The following is a 21,108-nucleotide window of genomic DNA, read 5'->3' on the forward strand; positions in this document are numbered from 1 at the left end:
CGGGCGCTGACACTGCTCAGCGGCCGCAGACCGGCTCGGCGGCCCCGGCTCACCTGTTGTAGACCTCCATCTCCCACAGGGAGTAGCCGTACCTGGTGCCCCGCTTCGTCCCGTACATCCGGACGTACCGGGCCTGGACGGGCGTGAACGGCAGGAAGTCCGACGCGCCGTTCCCGCCGGCGCGGGTCGCCACGGTCGTCCATGTGCGGCCGTCCGCGGAGACCTGGATCTGGTAGTTCGACGCGTACGCCGCCTCCCAGCGCAGGATCACGTAGCCGACCTGCCGCAGCGAGCCGAGGTCCACGCGGAGCCACTGCGGGTCGCTGCGCTTGCCGGCCCAGCGCGTCGTCCGGCTGCCGTCGACCGCGCGCCATGGCGCGTAGGACGAGCCGTCCGTGCTCGACGCCGCCGCCGGACGCTTCAGCGCGAGGTTCGTCTTGAGCCGGTAGGTCGCGGTCAGCGTCCGGTCGGCTCCGACGACGACGTTGTGCGCCGAGGCGCCCTTGTCCGACCAGCCGACGAACTCGTACGCCCGGCCGCCGATGATCTGCGTCTTGGTCGGCGCCGCGACCGAGACCGTCGAGCCCTTGATGACCGTCCCGGTGTACGGCGCGTTCGCGGTCTTCTGCCCCTGCGTCAGCGGGATTCCCGCCGGGCTGCTCGCCAGCGTCAGCTTCGCCGTCTTCGGGTGCAGCTCCACGCTCTTGGTATCGGACAGTCCGGACGAGTCGGTCGCCGTCAGCCGCAGCTCCAGCCAGGACGGGTACTCGTGGTCCGGCGCGACGAACGAGCCGGACGTGCCGTCCTGCCGGGTGATCTCGTGCGTGTGGCAGTTGCTCGGGCAGTGGTGCATGATGATCTGCCAGCTCAGGGACGTGCCGCCGAGCGTGCCGTCCTCGGCGTCGGTGCCCGTCCCGGAGAACGGGATCCAGTCGCCGACCTGCCAGGTCAGCGCGGACGACGGAGTGGTGATCTTCGCGACCGGCGGGGTCGACCCGGCGGTGATGTCGAGCGTCGTGGCGTCGGTCGCGCCGCGCGCGTCGGTCACCCGCAGCCCGACCCGGTACCTGCCGGCGGTGGTGTAGGTAAACGCCGGCTTAGCGTCGTGTGAATCGCCGAAGGTGCCGTCGCCGTCCAGGTCCCAGTCGTAGGACAGCGGCAGGTCGCCGTCCGCGTCGGACGAGGTCGAACCGTCGAAGTGGACGGTCAGCGGCAGCTTCCCGTACAGCACGTCCGACTTGATCGCCGCGACCGGCGGGTTGTTCGTGCCCTCGTACACCCACCGGACGACGCGTCCGCCGATGATGTCCACGCCGAACAGGTCGCCGCCGGGCCCGGTCTCCAGGTCCACGATCGGACCCGCGTCGGAGTCGAACGTCTCTACCGACTTCGGGTCCGGCAGGCCGTTCGCGCCCGCCTTCATAGCCCAGACGCACTTGCGCGCGTAGTCGGTGAAGAACAGCGCGTTCTTGTACCGCGTCGGGTACACGTTCCCGGTGTAGAAGGTGTCGCCGCTGATGGCCGACGAGCCCGTCCCACACGACTCGCCCGGAACCACCTTGTCGCTGTGCTTGTAGGTGAAGTACGGCGTGACCACGGCGGTCGCGCCCGCGTTATAGAGCTTCTGGCATGCGGTCAACCCGACCGCGTCGTAACCGGTGTTGTGGCCCGTCCCCTCGTAGCAGGGCCAGCCGTAGTTCCCGACCTTGCCCGCGTCGGAGATCCGGTCGATCTCCTCCCACGTGCTGAGGCCGACCTCGCCCGCCCACACCTCGTTCGTCCCCGGCCGGACGGTGAACCTGAACGGGTTGCGGAAGCCGTGCGCGACGATCCGCCTGGCGTTCTCGTCCGGGCCGGTGGCCGGGTTGCCGGACGCGGCCTTCCCGGTGTCGGGGTCGATGCGGATGATCGAACCGTCCAGGCCGGTCGGGTCGCCCGGTGTGTTCACGTCCTGCGCGCGCAGCGAGCCGCCCTCGGCGCTCGGCGCGGTCAGGTTCTCGCCCGCCTTTCCGGGCGGGTCGCCGCACGGGTTCTTGGTCTGCCCGTAGTCGGCGTAGGTGTAGCTCGCGCCGTCTCCTGCGCCCGCGTAGAGCATGCCGTCCGCGCCGAACTGGAGCGTGCCGACCGAGTGGCTCGGGAACTGCTGGCACCAGTCCTCCAGCAGCACCGTCTCGGACACCGGGTCCGCCTTCGCGCGCGGTGCGAGCGCGCCCGCCGCCTGCACCGCCGGCGTCAGCACCGAGATCCGGCCCGACACCACGCAGCCGTCCTTGTTCGCGCCGGGCGGGTCCGGGCACTGGTCGTCGCTGCCGTTCGCGGACGGCCACTTCGGGAACGTTCCGCCCAGCTCCCCGTTGTAGGTGTACATCACGTACACCCGCGGGTCCTGCGGGAAGTTCGGATGCAGCGCCAGGCCCAGCAGCCCGCGGTCCCACCCGTTGAACACCTGCTGCCGCAGGTCCGCGTACACCACCGGGTTCGTGTCGGTGAGCGACTGGAACACCTTCACCAGCCCGCTCTTCTCCGCCACGAACACCCGTCCGTCCGGCGAGAACCGCACCGCCGTCGGGTTCGTCAGCCCCGACAGGACGGTCTGCTGGCGGAACCCGCCGGGCAGCGCCGCCCGCGCCGTCCCCGGCAGCGACGCCCCGGTGAGGAGCGCCGCGCCCAGGACCACTGCCGCCAACAGCGCCACCGGACGCCGCGCCCGCCCGGAAAGATCGTGATTCCCCACGGCCGCTTCCTTCCCGATCTTGTAGGAAGAGCCACATGATCAGCTGCTCTAGCAGGGAACGATGAACGAAAATTGCGTTCTCGTGGAGCGCGGGACCGAACCTGGCCACCGGCCCCCGCCTGTCAACCGCCCCCCATGGTCACGCGACGCCCCCCGTGCTAAAGCCCACCCCGCGCCCTCCCAGTCACCCACGCGACGCCCGCACGCGATTGATGCGCCTCGCGCACGCGAGGCGCATCAATCGCGTGAGCCGCCTCGTGCGCGTGGGTCGGCCCGCGCGTGTGCGGCGGGTCGCGCGCATGGGTCGGCTCGCGCATGTGAGGCGGCTCGTGCGCGTGCGGTGGGTTCGCGTACGCCGGATGCATCGTGCGCGTGCGGTGGGCTTGCGCGTGTGGGGTGGGCTTGCGCGTGTGGGGTGGGCTTGCGGCGGCTAGGGGTTGTGGCGGTAGTGGGTGAGGGATTCGGGGAGGGTGGTGCGGACGGTCTCGACCAGGGTCTCGGGGATGGACGCGCCGAGGCCGAGGGCCATCGTGCGGAGGAGGGGGATGAAGATCGTCTCCTCGTCCGCGGGGGTGAAGTGGCCGCCGAGCTCCAGCATCACGTAGCCGTGCAGGGCGCTCCAGAGCTGCGCGGACACGTTGGCCGGGTCCTCGTCGCCCGCGCCCGGTAGCTGCCCGGCGGCCATGGCGCGCTCGGTCGCCGACACGAGCACGCCGAAGGTGCCGGCGCCCGCCGTGAAGCGCTCCTTGCGGACGTCCTCGTCGTCCGGGCGGTACTCGCCGAGCGCGGCGGTGCCGAACATCACCGAGTACAGGTGCGGGTTGGCCAGCGCGTTCGCGCGGTAGGCGACGGCGAGGCGCGCGAGGTCGGCGAGCGGGTCGCCGCTGGGCGGCACCTCCGCCAGCATCTCCGACAGGCGCTCGAACCCCTCGTCCACCACCGCGCGCACCAGGTCCGGCATCCCGCCGAAATGCGTGTAGACGACCATCGTGGACGCGCCGACCTCGGCCGCCAGGCGGCGTGCGGTCAGCGCCTTCGGCCCCTCCTGCGCGAGCAGCCGCGCCCCGGCCTCCAGCAACCGCGTCCGGACGGCCCCCGCCGCCCGCCCGCCCGCGGGGGCGTTCGATGCCGGTTCGGTCCCAGGTGTTGACGGCGTGCTCATAACAGCGTTATATCTCAAATAACGCTGTTATTTTTCATGTCCGGAGACTCGGGAGGACCGATGGCGAACGGAATCCTGGACGGCCAGTACGCCCCCGTGCGCGAGGAGCTGACCGTCACCGACCTGGAGATCACCGGCGAGATCCCCGCCCACCTCGACGGCCGGTACGCCCGCATCGGGCCCAACCCGTTCGGCGATCCCGACCCGGGGACGTACCACCTGTTCACCGGCGACGGCATGGTGCACGGCGTCCGGCTGCGCGACGGGCGCGCCGAGTGGTACCGCAACCGCTGGGTCCGGCACGAGGACCTCGCCCGCCGGATGGGGGAGCGCCCCCGCCCCGGCGGCAGGCACGCGGGCATGGACTACGCCGTCAACACCAACGTCGTCGCCCACGCCGGACGCACCTTCGCGCTCGTCGAGGCCGGGTCCCGCCCCTACGAGCTGACCGACGAGTTCGAGACGGTCGGCCCCTGCGACTTCGACGGCACCCTCCCCGGCGGCTACACCGCCCACCCGCACCGCGACCCCGACACGGGCGAGCTGCACGCCGTCTCGTACTTCTTCGGCTGGGGCAACAAGGTCCGGTACACCGTGCTCAGCCGGTCCGGGCGCGTCCGGAAGGTCGTGGACATCGAGGTCACGGGCAGCCCGATGATGCACGACTTCTCCCTGACCGACCGCTACGTCGTCCTGTACGACCTGCCGGTCACCTTCGACGTCCGCGGCATCACCGCCGGCGCGCCGTCCGCGCTGGCCGGCCCGCTGAACTCGGTGCTGTCGCGCGTCATCGGCCGCCGCACGCTGCCCGAGCCGGTCGTGGCCGCCGCCATCCGCAGCCGCCGCGGCAGCAGCCCGCAGGCGTTCCCCTACTCGTGGAAGCCCGACTACCCCGCGCGCATCGGCCTGCTGCCGCGCGAGGGCACCGCCGCCGACGTGCGCTGGTACGACGTCGATCCCTGCTACGTCTTCCACCCGCTCAACGCGTACGAGGACGGCGACACGGTCGTCCTGGACGTCGTCCGGCACCCGCGCATGTTCGCCACGACGACCGTCCCGGGCGAGGGCGCGCCCTGCCTGGAGCGCTGGACCGTCGACCGCGCGGCGGGACGCGTCCGCACCGAACGCGTCGACGACCGCCCGCAGGAGTTCCCCCGCCACGACGAACGCCTGGTCGGGCGCCCCTACCGGTACGGCTACAGCGTCGGCATCGACATCGCCGGCGCCGACTTCGGCGAGGGCGAGCACGCCGACCTCGCCGTGTTCGAACCCGACGCGCTCCTCAAGAACGACCTGCTGAGCCGCAAGACCGAAGTGCACCGCTTCGGGACGGGCCGGATCGCGAGCGAGTTCTCCTTCGTCCCGTCCTCCCATGCGTCCGCCGAGGACGAGGGCGTCCTCATGGGCTACGTCCTCGACACGAGCACCGACCGCAGCGACCTGGTCTTCCTGGACGCCGCGACCCTGGAGCAGATCGGGGCGGTGCACCTGCCCGCCCGCGTCCCGAGCGGCTTCCACGGCAACTGGATGCCCACTGCATGACAGGTGGAGGCGCGCTGGTCGGACGGTCCGTCAGTCACCGCCCGCGGCCCGGTCCGCCATTCCAAGATCATTTGTGGTTCACCCGCGGGTCGGGGGCCGCAGACCATGATCACTCCGGACGCCGGCGCGGGTCGGCGTCCGGAAGGAGTGATCGTGAAGCGCATCGCCGTGCTCTCCCTCGCCGCCGCGGCGGCCACGACCGGTCTCGCGGCCGTCGCCGCGGCCCCGGCCTCGGCCTACTCCGCGTCCGCGATCTGCGGATCCGGATACTCGGTCATCGACCACAAGGACCTCGACGGCACCACCGTCTACCTGGCCTACAGCTCGGGCTCGGGCAAGAACTGCGTCGTCACCATCAAGACCAAGGACGTCGGCACCCCCACCCGTACCGGCACGTACCTGTACGTCTCGGGCAAGACCCCGGTCACGGAGGCCGACAACTTCTCCTACTACGCGGGGCCGACCTACGCCTCCGCCGCCGGCAAGTGCATCCAGTGGGGCGGCGGCTCCAACCACCAGTGGTGGTACAGCGGCTGGTCGCACTGCGGCTGAGCCTGGTAGCCGCGGAAGCCGGGCCTGCGACCGCGGAGGCCGAGCCCGGTAGCTCCGGCGGCCGAGCCTGGTAGCGCCGGGATTCGGCGGGGCCCGGAGGCGGAACGACGCCTCCGGGCCCTTCCGGCGTTGTTGGGACTGGCCGTTCGCGCGGCGATGTACTACAACTGGTAGTACTACTCATCGTCGGAGGTGCATGGTGCACGCTCTCGTCATCGGCGCCGGCCTCGCCGGGCTCGCGACCGCGCGCGGACTCCTCGCCGCCGGACACGAGGTCACCGTCCTGGAACGGGCGCCCGGCCCGCGCACCCGCGGCGGCGCGGTCACGGTGTGGCCGTTCCAGAACGCGATCCTGTCCGTCCTCGGCGTCCACCCCGAGACCGCCGGGCAACCCCTGGACGTCGTCCAGCTGCGCACGCCCAGCGGCCGGACCGTCATGCGCCACGACCTGGCGGACGTCATCACCGAAGCAGGCGGGCCCGCGGTCGCCATCGCGCGCCGCGCGCTCCTGACCCAGCTCGCCTCCGGCATCCCCGTCGAGTACGGCGCCCGCTTCTCCCAGGTCACGCCCGCATCCAACGGCGGCGTCACCGTGAGGACCACCGACGGTGCCGAGTACCACGCGGACATGCTCATCGGCGCGGACGGCGTCCACTCGCGCGTGCGCGCGCAGCTGGTCGATGACACGCCCGCGCGCACGACCGGGATGGCCACCTGGCAAGGGCTCATCCCGGCACCCGTCGAACTGGGTGCACAGACGGCGCTGATGCTCGACCGCACGCGCGAATGCGGCTACCTGGGCGCCGGGGACGGCAAGGTCGCGTTCTTCTTCGACGTCCCGTGGTCGCCGGGGGAGAAGCCCTGGGCGCACCCCCTGTCCGAACTCCGCAAGCGCTATGGCGACTTCACCTGGCCCATCCCCGAACTCTTCGACGCCCTGACGGACGACGACCTCGAACTCTTCCCGCACACCCGGCACCGCATCACGCGCGCATGGGGACGAGGCCCGTGCACCCTTGTAGGGGACGCGGCGCACGGCATGCCACCCGTCCTCGCGCAAGGACTGAACCAGGGCCTTGAGGACGTCGCCGTCCTGATGACCGAGCTGGCATCCGTCCGCGGACGCGCCGACCTGCCCGCCGCCTTCCGCGCCTACGAGCGCACCCGACGCCGCCGAGCCGTCCTGGCCAGTGCCCTGGCGACCGACTTCATCCGCCTGGACGGACCGACCGCCTGGGCGCACAGCCTCCCTCTGCTGAACCTCACGTCCCGGGTTTCGGGGATGGGACCCGCTGTGCTCGCCAGCGTGCTCCGCGGCCTCAGCCACCGGCGCCACGACGAGCTGTCCGCGCTGGCCCTCGGGACGCCACCCGCGGCCCTCCACGTCGTCCGCCCGACCGGGGCCTGACATCCGCCGGACGACCGGGACTTGACGCCCACGGGACGACCGGGTAACGTTCTTCCTCGCGCCTTGAGGGATGCAGGACGCCGCTGAGCGGTGGCCGGCCCGGTGTGCGCCACCATCAACGATCATGCGGATTCGATCCGTCGTGCCCGCATTTCTTTTGGTGCACCGGAAAGCGCCGATTTTGCGAATCGGTGCGGGTCTGGTGAAATAGCAGGGCCACGCAGAACGGCCGCGAAAGCGGACGGGAAGCGCGGAATCGGAATCGCCCGGAAATTGACAAGCCGGACGGAACTGATAAAGTAAGCGAGTCGCCACGGAGCGAAGCCGCAGAGGGATCTGCGGGGGAGCGCGTGGGTGTCCGTTTCTTGAGAACTCAACAGCGTGTTAAAAGCCAGTGCCTTTATCGATCAGGCAGGTTTGCCTGATCGCCCCGCACTCCGAGCCTCTGGTTCGGGGTGGGGATTTCTTTGAGGCAAGCGATCTTTGGATTGCTTTGCTGGGATCTTCGGATCCTTCATGAGGTTTGGCGGTGCGGGTTCGCCCCCGTGTCCGTCGTTGGACCTTGATGGAGAGTTTGATCCTGGCTCAGGACGAACGCTGGCGGCGTGCTTAACACATGCAAGTCGAGCGGAAAGGCCCCTTCGGGGGTACTCGAGCGGCGAACGGGTGAGTAACACGTGAGCAACCTGCCCCTGACTCTGGGATAAGCCTGGGAAACTGGGTCTAATACCGGATGCGACCGCCCACCGCATGGTGTGGTGGTGGAAAGTTTTTCGGTTGGGGATGGGCTCGCGGCCTATCAGCTTGTTGGTGGGGTGATGGCCTACCAAGGCGACGACGGGTAACCGGCCTGAGAGGGCGACCGGTCACACTGGGACTGAGACACGGCCCAGACTCCTACGGGAGGCAGCAGTGGGGAATATTGCGCAATGGGCGGAAGCCTGACGCAGCGACGCCGCGTGGGGGATGACGGCCTTCGGGTTGTAAACCCCTTTCAGCACCGACGAAGCTAACGTGACGGTAGGTGCAGAAGAAGCGCCGGCTAACTACGTGCCAGCAGCCGCGGTAATACGTAGGGCGCAAGCGTTGTCCGGAATTATTGGGCGTAAAGAGCTCGTAGGCGGCTTGTCGCGTCGGGTGTGAAAGCCCACGGCTTAACCGTGGGTCTGCATTCGATACGGGCAGGCTAGAGGCAGGTAGGGGAGCATGGAATTCCCGGTGTAGCGGTGAAATGCGCAGATATCGGGAGGAACACCGGTGGCGAAGGCGGTGCTCTGGGCCTGTACTGACGCTGAGGAGCGAAAGCGTGGGGAGCGAACAGGATTAGATACCCTGGTAGTCCACGCCGTAAACGTTGGGCGCTAGGTGTGGGGTTCTTCCACGGATTCCGCGCCGTAGCTAACGCATTAAGCGCCCCGCCTGGGGAGTACGGCCGCAAGGCTAAAACTCAAAGGAATTGACGGGGGCCCGCACAAGCGGCGGAGCATGTTGCTTAATTCGACGCAACGCGAAGAACCTTACCAAGGCTTGACATCGCCCATGCCCCCCTGGAGACAGGGGTTCCTTTAGTGGGTGGGTGACAGGTGGTGCATGGCTGTCGTCAGCTCGTGTCGTGAGATGTTGGGTTAAGTCCCGCAACGAGCGCAACCCTCGTTCCATGTTGCCAGCACGCTCCTTCGGGGGTGGTGGGGACTCATGGGAGACCGCCGGGGTCAACTCGGAGGAAGGTGGGGATGACGTCAAGTCATCATGCCCCTTATGTCTTGGGCTGCAAACATGCTACAATGGCCGGTACAGAGGGCAGCGATACCGTGAGGTGGAGCGAATCCCGTAAAGCCGGTCTCAGTTCGGATTGGGGTCTGCAACTCGACCCCATGAAGTCGGAGTCGCTAGTAATCGCAGATCAGCAACGCTGCGGTGAATACGTTCCCGGGCCTTGTACACACCGCCCGTCACGTCACGAAAGTCGGCAACACCCGAAGCCCGTGGCCCAACCACTTGTGGGGGGAGCGGTCGAAGGTGGGGCCGGCGATTGGGACGAAGTCGTAACAAGGTAGCCGTACCGGAAGGTGCGGCTGGATCACCTCCTTTCTAAGGAGCACCAACTGGCCACACCGTCTCCCTCGGGAGAGTGTGGTCGGTGGCTACTATCAGCGGCGAATGTTCGCTGGGTGGCTGCTCATAGATGTGGAGCACTGGCTACTCAACCCGGTGGGGTTGTCTTCACTGCTAGTACTGCGACCTGGTCGCGTGGAGCGCAGTGGAGAGGGTTCCACCTGGTTGGACACGCTGTTGGGTCCTGAAGGAACGGGCACGTTGAGTGTCCGGGACTTCTGGACTGCGGGACTAGATGACGGCCGAACGGGATCCGTTCGGCCGCGCTAGTAGGCCCGGTTGTTTTTTGAGAACTACACAGTGGACGCGAGCATCTCTGAACGAGACTCGATCATTTTGATCGGGTTTTGTTCTCTGTTGCGATTTGTTTGATCGTTTTGTGTGTTCAAGTTTTTAAGGGCATACGGTGGATGCCTTGGCATCAGGAGCCGATGAAGGACGTGGGAGCCTGCGATATGCCTCGGGGAGTCGGCAACCAGACTTTGATCCGGGGATTTCCGAATGGGGGAACCTGGCACTCGTCATGGGGTGTCGCCGCCGGTTGAATGTATAGGCCGGTTGGTGGGAACGCGGGGAAGTGAAACATCTCAGTACCCGCAGGAAGAGAAAACAATAGTGATTCCGTGAGTAGTGGTGAGCGAAAGCGGAGGAGCCTAAACCGTGCGCGTGTGATACCTGGCAGGGGTTGCGTGTGCGGGGTTGTGGGACCATCCGATCAGGCCTGCCAGCCTGGTAAGGAGTTACAAACTGCTGGGATAGTTGAACGGCTTGGGATGGCCGACCGTAGACGGTGAGAGTCCGGTAGACGAAATTCCAGTGGCTTCTGGGTGTGTTCCCGAGTAGCACGAGGCCCGTGAAATCTCGTGTGAATCTGCCACGACCACGTGGTAAGGCTGAATACTTCCTGATGACCGATAGCGGACCAGTACCGTGAGGGAAAGGTGAAAAGTGCCCCGGTGAGGGGTCGTGAAATAGTACCTGAAACCGTGTGCCTACAAGCCGTCAGAGCGTCCTACAGGGAGACTTGTCTTCTTGTTTCGTGATGGCGTGCCTTTTGAAGAATGAGCCTGCGAGTTATGGTGTGTGGCGAGGTTAACCAGTGGTGGGTAGCCGTAGCGAAAGCGAGTCTGAAGAGGGCGTTTGAGTCGCATGCTGTAGACCCGAAGCGGGGTGATCTAGCCATGGGCAGGGTGAAGCGCCGGTAAGACGGTGTGGAGGCCCGAACCCACCAGGGTTGAAAACCTGGGGGATGACCTGTGGTTAGGGGTGAAAGGCCAATCAAACTCCGTGATAGCTGGTTCTCCCCGAAATGCATTTAGGTGCAGCGTTGCGTGTTTCTTGCCGGAGGTAGAGCTACTGGATGGCCGATGGGCCCGACAAGGTTACTGACGTCAGCCAAACTCCGAATGCCGGTAAGTGAGAGCGTGGCAGTGAGACTGCGGGGGATAAGCTTCGTAGTCGAGAGGGAAACAGCCCAGATCATCGGCTAAGGCCCCTAAGCGTGTGCTAAGTGGTAAAGGATGTGGAGTTGCCGTGACAACCAGGAGGTTGGCTTAGAAGCAGCCATCCTTGAAAGAGTGCGTAATAGCTCACTGGTCAAGTGATTCCGCGCCGACAATGTAGCGGGGCTCAAGCACACCGCCGAAGCCGTGGCATTCAAGACTTTGTCTTGGATGGGTAGGGGAGCGTCCTGCATCCTAAGAAGCCGTCGAGTGATCGTGCGGTGGAGGGTGTGGGAGTGAGAATGCAGGCATGAGTAGCGAATCACACGTGAGAAACGTGTGCGCCGGATGACCAAGGGTTCCTGGGGCAGGCTAATCCGCCCAGGGTAAGTCGGGACCTAAGGCGAGGCCGACAGGCGTAGTCGATGGACAACGGGTTGATATTCCCGTACCCGCTGGTACGCGCCAACGCCGAGCCCGTTGATGCTAACCACCCGAACCACCTTGTCTGCCTTCGGGCGGGCTTGGTCGGGGAGCGTGGGGCCCGAGACGGTAGTAGGTGAGCGATGGGGTGACGCAGGAGGGTAGCTCAGCCCGGGCGATGGTTGTCCCGGGGTAAGCCCGTAGCCCGGACCGTAGGCAAATCCGCGGTCCATTGAGGGTGAGAGGTGATGCCGAGCCGTTTTTGGTGAAGTGAGTGATCCCATGCTGCCGAGAAAAGCCTCTAGTGAGTGTGCCGGCGGCCCGTACCCTAAACCGACTCAGGTGGTCAGGTAGAGAATACCAAGGCGATCGGGTGAACTGTGGTTAAGGAACTCGGCAAATTGCCCCCGTAACTTTGGGAGAAGGGGGACCATGCCCGGTGACCGGTCTTGCACCGTGAGCTGGGGGTGGTCGCAGAGGCCAGGGGGAAGCGACTGTTTACTAAAAACACAGGTCCGTGCGAAGTCGTAAGACGCTGTATACGGACTGACGCCTGCCCGGTGCCGGAACGTTAAGAGGACCGGTTAGAGCCTTTCGGGGTTCGAGGCTGAGAATCTAAGCGCCGGTAAACGGCGGTGGTAACTATAACCATCCTAAGGTAGCGAAATTCCTTGTCGGGTAAGTTCCGACCTGCACGAATGGCGTAACGACTTCCCCGCTGTCTCAACCACAGGCCCGGCGAAATTGCAGTACGAGTAAAGATGCTCGTTTCGCGCAGCAGGACGGAAAGACCCCGGGACCTTCACTATAGCTTGGCATTGGCGTTTGATGTGTCTTGTGTAGGATAGGTGGGAGACTGTGAAGCGGGCACGCCAGTGTTCGTGGAGTCGTTGGTGAAATACCACTCTGGTCGCCTTAGACGTCTAACCCGCACCCGTGGATCCGGGTGGGGGACAGTGCCTGGTGGGTAGTTTAACTGGGGCGGTTGCCTCCCAAAGAGTAACGGAGGCGCCCAAAGGTTCCCTCAGCCTGGTTGGTCATCAGGTGGTGAGTGCAAGGGCACAAGGGAGCTTGACTGTGAGACCGACAGGTCGAGCAGGTGCGAAAGCAGGGCCTAGTGATCCGGCACCGGCGTGTGGAAGCGGTGTCGCTCAACGGCTAAAAGGTACCCCGGGGATAACAGGCTGATCTTCCCCAAGAGTCCATATCGACGGGATGGTTTGGCACCTCGATGTCGGCTCGTCGCATCCTGGGGCTGGAGTAGGTCCCAAGGGTTGGGCTGTTCGCCCATTAAAGCGGCACGCGAGCTGGGTTTAGAACGTCGCGAGACAGTTCGGTCCCTATCCGCTGTGCGCGTAGGAGAATTGATGAGGGTCTGTCCCTAGTACGAGAGGACCGGGACGGACGAACCTCTGGTGTGCCAGTTGTCCCGCCAGGGGCATGGCTGGTTGGCTACGTTCGGTCGGGATAACCGCTGAAAGCATCTAAGCGGGAAGCCTTCCTCGAGATGAGTTCTCCCACACCTTCGGGTGTGTAAGGCCCCCAAGAGACGATTGGGTTGATAGGCCGGGGATGGAAGCGCGGTAACGTGTGGAGTCGACCGGTACTAATAGGCCGAGTGGCTTGAACACACATAGCGTTCAAACCAATCGCATCCTGCTAACGATGTTCGCGTCCCTGTGTGGTTCCCAGAAAACAAACGGGAACCGTACAACCGAATATGCCGAGCCTGGCTCGGACGAGACTTGCCGCACCCCCGTGGGTGTGTGCGTTGATCGTTCGGTGGTTATGGCGAGGGGGAAACACCCGGTCCCATCCCGAACCCGGTAGTTAAGCCCCTCAGCGCCGATGGTACTGCATGGGAGACTGTGTGGGAGAGTAGGACGCCGCCGGACATATATTGGGTGAGGCCCCGCCAGAAATGGCGGGGCCTCACTTCTTTTTCAGGGCCCGTACGCCTCGACCATTAGGCCGTGGCGTACGGGCCTTTTCGCTTTGTCAGGAGCGGTCGAGGTTGGCGAGGTAGGCCTCGTTGCCCTGGGCTCCGGCGGCGGCGCCGGGCGGGACGAGGTCTTCGAGGCGCTTGAAGACCGAGTCGTCCAGCGTGAGGTCGCCGGCGGCCGCGTTGGCGAGGGCGTTGCTCACCTTGCGGGTGCCGGGGATCGGAAGGGCGCCGCGGTGGATCAGCCAGGCGAGCGCCAGCTGCGCCGTGGTGATGTCCTGCTCGGCGGCGAGCGTGGCGACCTGGTCGGCGAGGGAGACGTTGCGTTCCAGGTTCTCGCTCTGGAAGCGCGGGTTGCCTCGCCGCCAGTCGCTCTCCTCCAGGTCGTCGAAGGTGCGGACCGCGCCGCCGAGGATGCCGCGTCCGAGCGGGCTGTACGCCACGAACGCGACGCCCAGCTCGTCGCACGTCGGGATCAGCTCGTCCTCGGGGCTCCGCTGGAACAGCGAGTATTCGGTCTGCACCGCGGTGACCGGGTGGACGGCGTGGGCCCGGCGGAGCGTCCGTGCGGAGACCTCGGAGAGGCCGTAGCCGCCGATCTTCCCGGCCTGGACCAGCTCGGCGAGCGCACCGGCCGTCTCCTCGATCGGAGTCGTCGGGTCGAGCCGGTGGAGGTAGTACAGCTCCACGTGGTCGGTCTGGAGGCGGGTGAGGCTCGCGTCCAGGGCTTGCCGGACGTATTCGGGACGGCCCATGCCGGGAATGAGGATGCCGTTCTTGTCCTGGTTGCCGCCGAACTTGGTCGCCAGGACGATGTCGTCCCGCCGGGCCTTCAGCTCGCGGCCGATCAGGGATTCGCTGCTGCCCATCCCGTAGATGTCGGCGGTGTCGACGAACGTGATGCCGGCGTCCAGGGTCGCGAGGAGCGTGGCGACGGCGTCGCTCTCCTCGACACCGCCGTAAACGGGCGCGAGGGTCATCGCGCCGAAGCCGAGGACGGACACCTCCGGCCCGTTCGCACCGAGATTGCGGAAGCGCATGGAGTTCCTTTTCGTCGTTTGGGATCATGTCCAGCCTGCCCGCGGGGGCGCGGCCCGAAAAGGGCTCGGCCTTGCCTAGGCCCGGGAGGGCTAGCCTCGGAGGTATGGCGATTCGGGAGATGGCGGACTTCCTGCGTTCCAGGCGCGACCGTATCGGCCCCGCGGCGGTCGGGCTGCCGGAGGGCGGGCGCCGGCGGACGCCCGGGCTGCGGCGGGCCGAGGTGGCGATGCTCGCCGGGATCAGTCCGGACTACTACATGCGGTTGGAGCAGGGGCGCGGCACGCGTCCGTCCCCGTCGGTGCTGGACGGGTTGGCGCGGGCGCTCGTCCTGAACGAGCACGAGCGCGATCATCTGTACCGGCTCGCCCTGGAACTGCCCTCCCCGCCGCCCGCGAACGGAGCGCGCCCCGCGGACGACCGGGTCGAGCCCAACGTCCTGCACCTGCTGGACGCGATCGGGTCCGTCCCGGCGTATGTGATCAACGGGCGGCTGGACGTCCTCGCGTGGAACCGGGCCGCGGCGTTGCTGATGTGCGAGCTGGCGGAGCTGCCGGAGTCGGAGCGGAACATCCTGCGCTACGTCTTCGGAGATCCCCGGGCACGGTCGTTCTACGCGAACTGGGACGAGGTGGCCCGGCACGGTGTGGCGCAGCTCCGGACGGCCACGGGACGCGATCCGGGCAACCCGAAGACCGAGGCTCTCATCCGCGAGCTGTCCAGCGACCCGACGTTCCGCGCCTGCTGGGCCAGGCAGGACGTGCAGGGCCCCGCGACGGGCATGAAGGCGTACTGCCACCCGCTGGTCGGCCGGATTTCCCTGGAATACATCGGAATGCTGCTCCCCGGCGTGCCCGAGCACCAGTTCATCACCTTCACGGCCGCCGATCCCGCATCCCAGGTCGCGCTGGAAGAAGTGGTCGCCCCACTGTCCCAGTCGGCCGGCAAATGACGGTGGACTAGGATCGCCGATCCCAGGAAATGCGGACCGATTCACGGCGAGGCCGCGCCCGCACAGAATCGTGGCATGACTTCTACGACGTCCTTCGCCGAGACCGCCCGAGAGCACTCCACCGAGCTGAAGGTCGGGCGGGCCACCGTCCGATACCGCGTCCGGGGGACGGGGCCCGGGCTCGTCCTGGTCCATGGCACCGGCAGCGGGTCGGTCAGCTGGGACGCCCTGGCGAAGCGTTTCACCGATCGGTACACCGTCGTCCTGCCCGATCTGTCGGGAAGCGACCCGGCCATCGACGACGGTGCGCCGCTCACCGTCGAGATGCTGACCGCGCAGCTCGCCGCCGTCATCGAGGACAGCGGACTCGGCCGGGTGGACGTGGTCGGGCATTCGCTCGGCGCCGTCGTCGTCCTGTCGCTGGCGGCGACCCGTCCCGATCTGGTGCGCCGGCTCGTCCCGTATGCCGTGTATAGCAATGTCGAGGACGAGTACCTGCGCAACACCCTGCAGATGCTCCGCTCGCTCGCCGGCAGCCCGGCGGACTTCGCGCGGTACGCGATGCTCAGCGCGTTCAGCCGCCAGTACCTCAACCGCATCGGCCGGGACGCGGTGGAGAAGCTGGCCGGTTCCTTCCTGCCGACCCCCGACCGCGTCCGCCAGCTCGACCTGGACCTCCGGGTGTCCATTCACGATCTGCTTCGCCTGATCGAGGCCGAGACCCTCGTCATCGGCTGCGCCCACGACGCCATGCTCCCGGTCGAGAACGCCCGGGCCGTCCACGCGGCGATTCCGGGCAGCCGATACGCCGAGCTGGACAGCGGACATGTCGCGCGGCTCGAACGCCCGGACGAGCTGGTCACCCTGATCCGCGATTTCCTCGACGCGCCCGCTTAGGCCGAGCGCGGGATGGCGAGGAGGGCGTACACGGTCTTGGTCCCGCCGCGCTCGGGCCGCTGCCCCCAGTAGGCGGACAGCGCCTCCACGATCATGAGCCCCCGCCCGCCCTCGTCGTCGGGTTCGCGGTGCGCGGCCCGCTTCGGCGAGGGGTCTTCGACCTCGATGAGGACGAACGCCGCCAGCAGGACGACCCGGAGCCCGATCACCTGCCCCGGCGCGGCCTGCGCGGCATTGGCGAACAACTCGTCCGCGACCAGCACCGCGTCGTCCACCAGCGCGTCCATCCCCCACGAGTTGAGATGCGCCTCCACCAGGTTCCGGACGAGCACGGCCGCCGAAGCCACCCCCGTCACCGCCTGCTCGAAGGACGGGGCAGCCTCCGAAGTCCGGGGAGACGCGGGCGTGACGGGGCGGGGCACCATGTGATCACCTTCGGGCTCGTCGCGGAGACTGCGCGGATTTCTGTTTTCATCCGCCTACACAGCGTGGCCGCCGCGTCCTAGGGTGGGAACACATTCCATTGCCGGACGGCGGAACCACAATGGAGGCGGCCCCCCGATGTCACGCCACCCGAACCCAATTGACCCCAAAGGGTCCTTGCGTAAGCAATTCGCCTACACGCTCCGCTTCTTTCGGATGGCGCACGACCCCTCCCTGTCCCAGGACGCGCTGGCGAAGGAGCTGTACCTGACACGGGGCACCATCCAGGCCGTGGAGGCATGCAGCCAGGCTCCGGACATGGGCCTCGCCATCGCGTTGGACGGCTTCTTCGGAACGGGGGAGCTGTTCCAGGGACTCGTTCACCACATGCAGCGCGAGCACTTGAGCGAGTGGCTGCAGGAGTACCTGAGCCTTGAGGCGGAGGCGCTCCAGGTCCGTACCGTCCACTCGTACGTCATTCCCGGCTTGTTCCAGACGGTGGACTACATGCGGGCACTGATGAAGGACGCGCGCCACCCTGACATCGAAAAGGGGATAGCGCAGCGTGTGGCCCGCCAGGCGATCGTGACGCGCGAAGAGAACCCCCCGCTGTTCTGGGTCGTCCTCGATGAGGCGGTCCTGCTCCGGCTTGTCGGCGGACGAGCCGTCATGCACGCGCAGCTCGGTCATCTCCTTGATCTGATGGAGTTGCCGAACGTGTCCATCCAGGTCGTCGAGATGTCGGCCGGTGAGTACGGTCAGGTGGGCAGCTTCATCCATCTGGACCTGCCGGGACGGCAGGTCGCCTACACCGAAGCCGCGGCGGGCGGACGCCTCCTCCAGGAACCGAGGGAGGTGAGCGAGCTGCATGTGTGGCACGATCGGATCAGGCTCAAGGCTCTCAACGAGAAGGCTACGCGCGACCTGATCATCAGGAGACGGGAGAGCGTGACGTGACGGACTCCGTGTGGCGCAAGTCCAGCTACAGCACGGGCATGGAGGATTCGGAATGCGTTGAGCTGGCGTCTTTGCCGGGTGGGGTGGGTGTTCGTGACAGCAAGGCTCCGCGGGACGGGTTCCTGTCCCTCTCGCGGGGCGAGTTGGCGGATGTTGTGGCGCTCATCCGGGCGTGCGATCTGGGTTGAGCGTCCCCCGAAGCTTTTGAAGCCCTCGCCTTGTGCGGGGGCTTCTGTTTTGCGTGGTGGTCGGGCGATGAATCGGCGGTGGGGCGGGAGTCCACTCTCCGTGGGCAGGAGACGGAGGGATTCATGGACGGTTTCGTACCGCAGACCGCGACCGGGAAGGTGCTCTGGCATTTCGAGATGTCGCTGGACGGGTTCGTCGCGGGGCCGGAGCACGACATGGGGTGGATGGCGGGGATGAGCGTCCGCCCGGGGCTGCTCGACGAGTACGTCCGGACCACGGGGGCCGTACTGGCCGGACGGGACGGGTGGGACGCCGTGATCGGCGGCGCCCGGCCTTACGGGGGTGCGTGGAAGGGGCCCGTCTTCGTGCTCACGCACCATCCCGAGGACGCCGAGCCGGCGGCGGACGTCACGTTCCTGGACTGCGACGTGGCCGAGGCGGTACGGATCGCGCGGACGGCGGCGGGCGGTAAGAACGTGGAGGTGTTCTCGCCGTCCATCGGGCGGCAGTTGCTGGAGCGCGGGCTGATCGATGAGATCGATCTGCATGTCGCGCCCGTGCTGCTCGGTGACGGGATCCGGTTGTTCGACCGGCATGGCGGGGTTCCGGTCCGGCTCGAAAGGGTCGGAGGGGAGGGGCCCAGGGCAGTGGTCGACGTCCGCTACCGGCCGGAAGGCTAGGCCGGTCCGAGGTGGTCGGGGGCGGTGATGCGGTAGAGGACGTGGCGGCGCTGGGGGTGGTCTTCGGCGAGGTAGGGGTGGTCGAAGTCGTCCGCGGGGTCGTGGGTCATGCCGATGCGGCGCATGACGGCGCGGGAGCGGTCGTTGTCGACGGTGGTGAAGGCGACGACCTCGGGAAGCTCCAGGTCCGCGAAGGCGAAGTCGAGGCAGCGGCGGGCCGCCTCGGACGCGTAGCCGCGGCCCCAGGCGTCCCGGCCGAGCCGCCACCCGATCTCGACGGTCGGGGTGAAGTGCGCGGTGAAGCGCGGCACGGACAGGCCGGTGACGCCGACGAACCGTCCGGTGTCGGCGACTTCGAGGGCCCAGAAGCCGAAGCCGCGCTCCTCGATCGCCGCGTCGAACCGGTCGAGCTGCGCGTCGCTCTCCTCGCGGGTCATGACGTCCGGGAAGTGCTTCATCACCTCGGGGTCGGCGTTCAGGGCGGCGTAGGGGGCGCGGTCCTCGTCGCGCCAGCGGCGGAGCAGGAGCCGTTCGGAGCGGAGTTCGGTGGATCTCGTCATGAATCCGACGATATCCACCGGTGGCCGGGGACCGCCGGGCTCCGCTGCAGCCCGGCGGTCCCCGGGGTCCTCACTGCCGGACGATCCAGTGGTCGTCGGCCCCCGCGCGGACGAAGGTCAGCGTCGGGCACAGGTAGTCGGACGGGTCGGGGTTCGCGACCGGCTCCCACGGGCTGTTCGACGGGCTCGCCGCCGTCCACGCGCCGTTCCGGCGGAGCTTGATCGAGCTGCTTTCGAAGACGGTGTTCTTGGCGTCCGCGCAGTAGTAGGCGTTGCCGGTCGAGGGGTCGCGGCTGGCGTAGATCTCGAAGATGTCCCAGCCGTAGGGGAGTCCGCTGGTGTCGCGGCCGGACTTGCTGAAGGACGAGCTCCAGGACTTCGTCGTGTAGTTGTACAGGTAGGCCGTCCAGGCGTTGGCCGACGCGTTCGTCCGGACGAGCTGGACGGTGTAGGCGGCGTGCCCGTTGACCTGCGTGGTGTAGGTCCGCTGGAACGCGGCGTCCATCGGGACCTCGACGGCGGGGCCGTCGCCGCCGCACCAGTCCCACGCCCACAGCTCGTTCCCGACGGCCTGCGAGTAGACCGTGGTGACCTCCATGCAGGACGAGGCGGCCTTGGTCGTCGGCGCGTAGGTGAAGTCGTCGGCGAAGGACACCCGGTAGGACGGGTCGATGCTGTGCGTCGCCATGAGCCCGTCGTGGGTCCCGGCGGCGGGCTCGACGCCCCAGAACTCGTGCACCTGCTCCCGGAGCGCGGGGCCGGCGCCGCCGTTCTGGAGGCGGGCGCGGTGCAGCTCGCGGAAGGCGCGGGCGGCCTTGTCGGTGCCCGCATTGTGCGGGACGGGACGGGCGTGGGCGACGCGTCCGGACTTGGGGGCGTTCGGGTCCGGAGCGGTGGCGGAGGCGGGTGCGGGGGCGGTGGGTGCGGGGGAGGCCGCGGCGGGGACGGCGGCGGCCAGGGAGCTGAGGAGGACGGACGGGCGCAGGCACGCGAACAGGGTTCGTCGCTGCATCACACGACTCCTTGTGGGAGGCGGGGGACGGAGGTCGGCGTGCGCGCGCGGGCCGGGCCGCAGGGGGCGGGGAGCAAGATCGCCCCTGCTGCCGACCCATAGAGTGCGATCAGTTCGGACGCCTGTCAATGCCCTTTTCAGGGATTTTTCAGGTGATTCAGAAGCGCCAGGTCAGGCGGGGTGCGCGACCTAAGTCGGCCACCCCTCGCGGCGGGCGGGGCCGGGGCGTCCGGCGCGGCGGGTCTCGCCCGGCGTGTGGCCGAAGGTGCGGCGGTAGGCGTCGATGAACGCGCTCGCGGACGACCAGCCGCACCGGTGCGCGACGGCGGTGACCGGCTCGCCCCCGGCCAGCAGGATCAGCGCGTGCTGCAGCCGCAGCGCGGCCCGCCAGCGCTGGAAGCCCATGCCCAGCTCCCGCGCGAACAGCCGGGACAGAGTCCGCTCCCCGGCGCCGACGCGCGCGCCCAGTTCGGCGAGGCCCGCCTGCTCGGCCGGGTCGTCCAGCAGGATGCGGCACACCGCGACCAGCCGCGGATCCCGCGCCGCCGGCAGGTACTGCCCCGCCATCCGAGGCGCCCGCCGCACCCGGTCCAGCAGGACCCCGACCAGGCGGTCATACTCGCCGCCGTCCGCGATGGTCTCGCCGGTGACGGCCAGGAGGAGTTCGCGGAGCAGGGGGTCCACGCCGAGGACGGCGGGTGAGGTGGCGCCGACCGGGTCGTCCGGGACGGGGATGCCGACCAGCCGGAGGTCGGCGGCGCCGAAGGACCAGTGCTCGTGGACGGTCCCGGCCGGGACCCACAGGGCGCGGCCGGGGAAGGCCAGCCAGCTTCCCGCGTCGGTCGTCACGGCCACCACGCCGGACCGCGCGTAGATCAGCTGGGGGTTGTCGTGCCGGTGCGCGCTCAGCCCGCCGCCCGGCCCCAGCGCCCGGATCCCGGTCGTCGCCTCCGGCAGATGGCGGGTCGGCGGGCGGTCTGACGGCATCACGGGCTCCGAAGGGCGGCGTGGCGGGTTGGCGGACGGTCTGACGGCATCACGGGCTCCGAAGGGTGGCGTGGCGGGTTGGCGATACATGAT

The 21,108-nt window shown here is 67.7% G+C and carries 15 protein-coding genes and 3 rRNA genes; 11 read left to right on the forward strand and 7 right to left on the reverse strand.

Going from position 1 to position 21,108, the window contains the following annotated elements; all coding sequences use genetic code 11:
• Positions 1-49 precede the first annotated feature (49 nt).
• Together FHU30_RS06095 and FHU30_RS06100 are read right to left on the reverse strand one after the other, a co-directional pair.
• A complete protein-coding gene (locus FHU30_RS06095; RefSeq protein ID WP_253872719.1) occupies positions 50-2,734 on the reverse strand; it encodes a PQQ-dependent sugar dehydrogenase in 2,685 nt (894 codons plus the stop codon).
• A 430-nt stretch (positions 2,735-3,164) separates the two neighbouring features.
• Positions 3,165-3,896 carry a TetR/AcrR family transcriptional regulator gene (locus FHU30_RS06100; RefSeq protein ID WP_253872722.1) on the reverse strand — a complete coding sequence of 244 codons (732 nt, stop codon included), beginning with the start codon at positions 3,894-3,896 and terminating at the stop codon, positions 3,165-3,167.
• A gap of 60 nt (positions 3,897-3,956) precedes the next feature.
• On the opposite strand from FHU30_RS06100, the gene FHU30_RS06105 reads away from it, so the two are divergent.
• The 6 genes from FHU30_RS06105 to rrf all read left to right on the forward strand — a co-directional run bounded on the left by FHU30_RS06105 (position 3,957) and on the right by rrf (position 13,273).
• The gene (locus FHU30_RS06105; RefSeq protein ID WP_253872724.1) at positions 3,957-5,438 is read left to right on the forward strand and encodes a carotenoid oxygenase family protein; all 1,482 of its coding nucleotides are present in this window, start codon (positions 3,957-3,959) and stop codon (positions 5,436-5,438) included.
• Between the two features lie 153 nt (positions 5,439-5,591).
• Positions 5,592-5,990 (forward strand): spore-associated protein A, encoded by a 399-nt coding sequence (locus FHU30_RS06110; RefSeq protein WP_253872727.1) that lies wholly within the window; start codon positions 5,592-5,594, stop codon positions 5,988-5,990.
• 196 nt (positions 5,991-6,186) lie between these two features.
• Entirely contained in the window at positions 6,187-7,398 is a 1,212-nt protein-coding gene (locus tag FHU30_RS06115; protein WP_253872730.1) for an FAD-dependent oxidoreductase, read from the forward strand.
• A 562-nt stretch (positions 7,399-7,960) separates the two neighbouring features.
• Positions 7,961-9,489: ribosomal RNA gene (locus FHU30_RS06120) — 16S ribosomal RNA — on the forward strand.
• Positions 9,490-9,896: 407 nt separating this feature from the next.
• A 23S ribosomal RNA gene (locus FHU30_RS06125) occupies positions 9,897-13,009 on the forward strand.
• A gap of 147 nt (positions 13,010-13,156) precedes the next feature.
• A 5S ribosomal RNA gene (gene rrf, locus FHU30_RS06130) occupies positions 13,157-13,273 on the forward strand.
• The 16S, 23S and 5S rRNA genes sit together here, the layout of an rRNA operon.
• A gap of 103 nt (positions 13,274-13,376) precedes the next feature.
• On the opposite strand, the gene FHU30_RS06135 is transcribed toward rrf, so the two are convergent.
• Complete coding sequence (locus FHU30_RS06135; RefSeq protein WP_253872733.1) at positions 13,377-14,360, reverse strand: aldo/keto reductase; 984 nt, start codon at positions 14,358-14,360, stop codon at positions 13,377-13,379.
• A 104-nt stretch (positions 14,361-14,464) separates the two neighbouring features.
• Here FHU30_RS06135 and FHU30_RS06140 point away from each other — a divergent pair, with 104 nt between their 5' ends.
• Together FHU30_RS06140 and FHU30_RS06145 are read left to right on the forward strand one after the other, a co-directional pair.
• Positions 14,465-15,310: a helix-turn-helix transcriptional regulator gene (locus tag FHU30_RS06140; RefSeq protein ID WP_253872735.1), complete on the forward strand. Its 846-nt coding sequence runs from the start codon at positions 14,465-14,467 to the stop codon at positions 15,308-15,310.
• A 75-nt stretch (positions 15,311-15,385) separates the two neighbouring features.
• Positions 15,386-16,207: an alpha/beta fold hydrolase gene (locus FHU30_RS06145; protein WP_253872738.1), complete on the forward strand. Its 822-nt coding sequence runs from the start codon at positions 15,386-15,388 to the stop codon at positions 16,205-16,207.
• Here the strand turns inward: FHU30_RS06145 and FHU30_RS06150 are convergent.
• The gene (locus FHU30_RS06150; protein WP_253872739.1) at positions 16,204-16,632 is read right to left on the reverse strand and encodes an ATP-binding protein; all 429 of its coding nucleotides are present in this window, start codon (positions 16,630-16,632) and stop codon (positions 16,204-16,206) included. The genes FHU30_RS06145 and FHU30_RS06150 overlap by 4 nt on opposite strands.
• Positions 16,633-16,846: 214 nt before the next feature.
• Between FHU30_RS06150 and FHU30_RS06155 the strand changes: the two genes are divergently transcribed.
• The 3 genes from FHU30_RS06155 (at position 16,847) to FHU30_RS06165 (ending at position 18,456) form a co-directional block, all read left to right on the forward strand.
• Positions 16,847-17,587, forward strand: coding sequence for a DUF5753 domain-containing protein (locus FHU30_RS06155; RefSeq protein ID WP_253872741.1), 741 nt, complete (start codon positions 16,847-16,849; stop codon positions 17,585-17,587).
• Between the two features lie 8 nt (positions 17,588-17,595).
• Positions 17,596-17,775: a DUF397 domain-containing protein gene (locus FHU30_RS06160; RefSeq protein WP_308211238.1), complete on the forward strand. Its 180-nt coding sequence runs from the start codon at positions 17,596-17,598 to the stop codon at positions 17,773-17,775.
• Positions 17,776-17,898: 123 nt separating this feature from the next.
• Positions 17,899-18,456, forward strand: coding sequence for a dihydrofolate reductase family protein (locus tag FHU30_RS06165; RefSeq protein ID WP_253872744.1), 558 nt, complete (start codon positions 17,899-17,901; stop codon positions 18,454-18,456).
• On the opposite strand, the gene FHU30_RS06170 is transcribed toward FHU30_RS06165, so the two are convergent.
• The 3 genes from FHU30_RS06170 to FHU30_RS45845 all read right to left on the reverse strand — a co-directional run bounded on the left by FHU30_RS06170 (position 18,453) and on the right by FHU30_RS45845 (position 21,015).
• The gene (locus FHU30_RS06170; RefSeq protein WP_253872747.1) at positions 18,453-19,016 is read right to left on the reverse strand and encodes a GNAT family N-acetyltransferase; all 564 of its coding nucleotides are present in this window, start codon (positions 19,014-19,016) and stop codon (positions 18,453-18,455) included. The two genes, FHU30_RS06165 and FHU30_RS06170, sit on opposite strands and share 4 nt — an antisense overlap.
• Positions 19,017-19,086: 70 nt before the next feature.
• On the reverse strand, positions 19,087-20,028 hold the full coding sequence (locus FHU30_RS06175) for a hypothetical protein (RefSeq protein ID WP_253872749.1): 942 nt from the start codon (positions 20,026-20,028) through the stop codon (positions 19,087-19,089).
• A 189-nt stretch (positions 20,029-20,217) separates the two neighbouring features.
• Positions 20,218-21,015: an AraC family transcriptional regulator gene (locus FHU30_RS45845; protein WP_301322750.1), complete on the reverse strand. Its 798-nt coding sequence runs from the start codon at positions 21,013-21,015 to the stop codon at positions 20,218-20,220.
• Positions 21,016-21,108: the final 93 nt, after the last annotated feature.

It is taken from the genome of Actinomadura rupiterrae (genome assembly GCF_024172125.1).
GTDB classification, from domain to species: Bacteria; Actinomycetota; Actinomycetes; order Streptosporangiales; family Streptosporangiaceae; genus Spirillospora; species Spirillospora rupiterrae.

Bases quoted from the DNA above. Each gene is read 5' to 3' on its own strand.
- FHU30_RS06100 (WP_253872722.1), bottom strand. From the start codon at position 3,896: ATGAGCACGCCGTCAACACCTGGGACCGAACCGGCATCGAACGCCCCC.
- FHU30_RS06105 (WP_253872724.1), top strand. From the start codon at position 3,957: ATGGCGAACGGAATCCTGGACGGCCAGTACGCCCCCGTGCGCGAGGAG.
- FHU30_RS06115 (WP_253872730.1), top strand. From the start codon at position 6,187: ATGGTGCACGCTCTCGTCATCGGCGCCGGCCTCGCCGGGCTCGCGACC.
- FHU30_RS06135 (WP_253872733.1), bottom strand. From the start codon at position 14,360: ATGCGCTTCCGCAATCTCGGTGCGAACGGGCCGGAGGTGTCCGTCCTC.
- FHU30_RS06140 (WP_253872735.1), top strand. From the start codon at position 14,465: ATGGCGATTCGGGAGATGGCGGACTTCCTGCGTTCCAGGCGCGACCGT.
- FHU30_RS06145 (WP_253872738.1), top strand. From the start codon at position 15,386: ATGACTTCTACGACGTCCTTCGCCGAGACCGCCCGAGAGCACTCCACC.
- FHU30_RS06150 (WP_253872739.1), bottom strand. From the start codon at position 16,632: ATGGTGCCCCGCCCCGTCACGCCCGCGTCTCCCCGGACTTCGGAGGCT.
- FHU30_RS06155 (WP_253872741.1), top strand. From the start codon at position 16,847: ATGGCGCACGACCCCTCCCTGTCCCAGGACGCGCTGGCGAAGGAGCTG.
- FHU30_RS06165 (WP_253872744.1), top strand. From the start codon at position 17,899: ATGGACGGTTTCGTACCGCAGACCGCGACCGGGAAGGTGCTCTGGCAT.
- FHU30_RS06170 (WP_253872747.1), bottom strand. From the start codon at position 19,016: ATGACGAGATCCACCGAACTCCGCTCCGAACGGCTCCTGCTCCGCCGC.
- FHU30_RS06175 (WP_253872749.1), bottom strand. From the start codon at position 20,028: ATGCAGCGACGAACCCTGTTCGCGTGCCTGCGCCCGTCCGTCCTCCTC.
- FHU30_RS45845 (WP_301322750.1), bottom strand. From the start codon at position 21,015: ATGCCGTCAGACCGCCCGCCGACCCGCCATCTGCCGGAGGCGACGACC.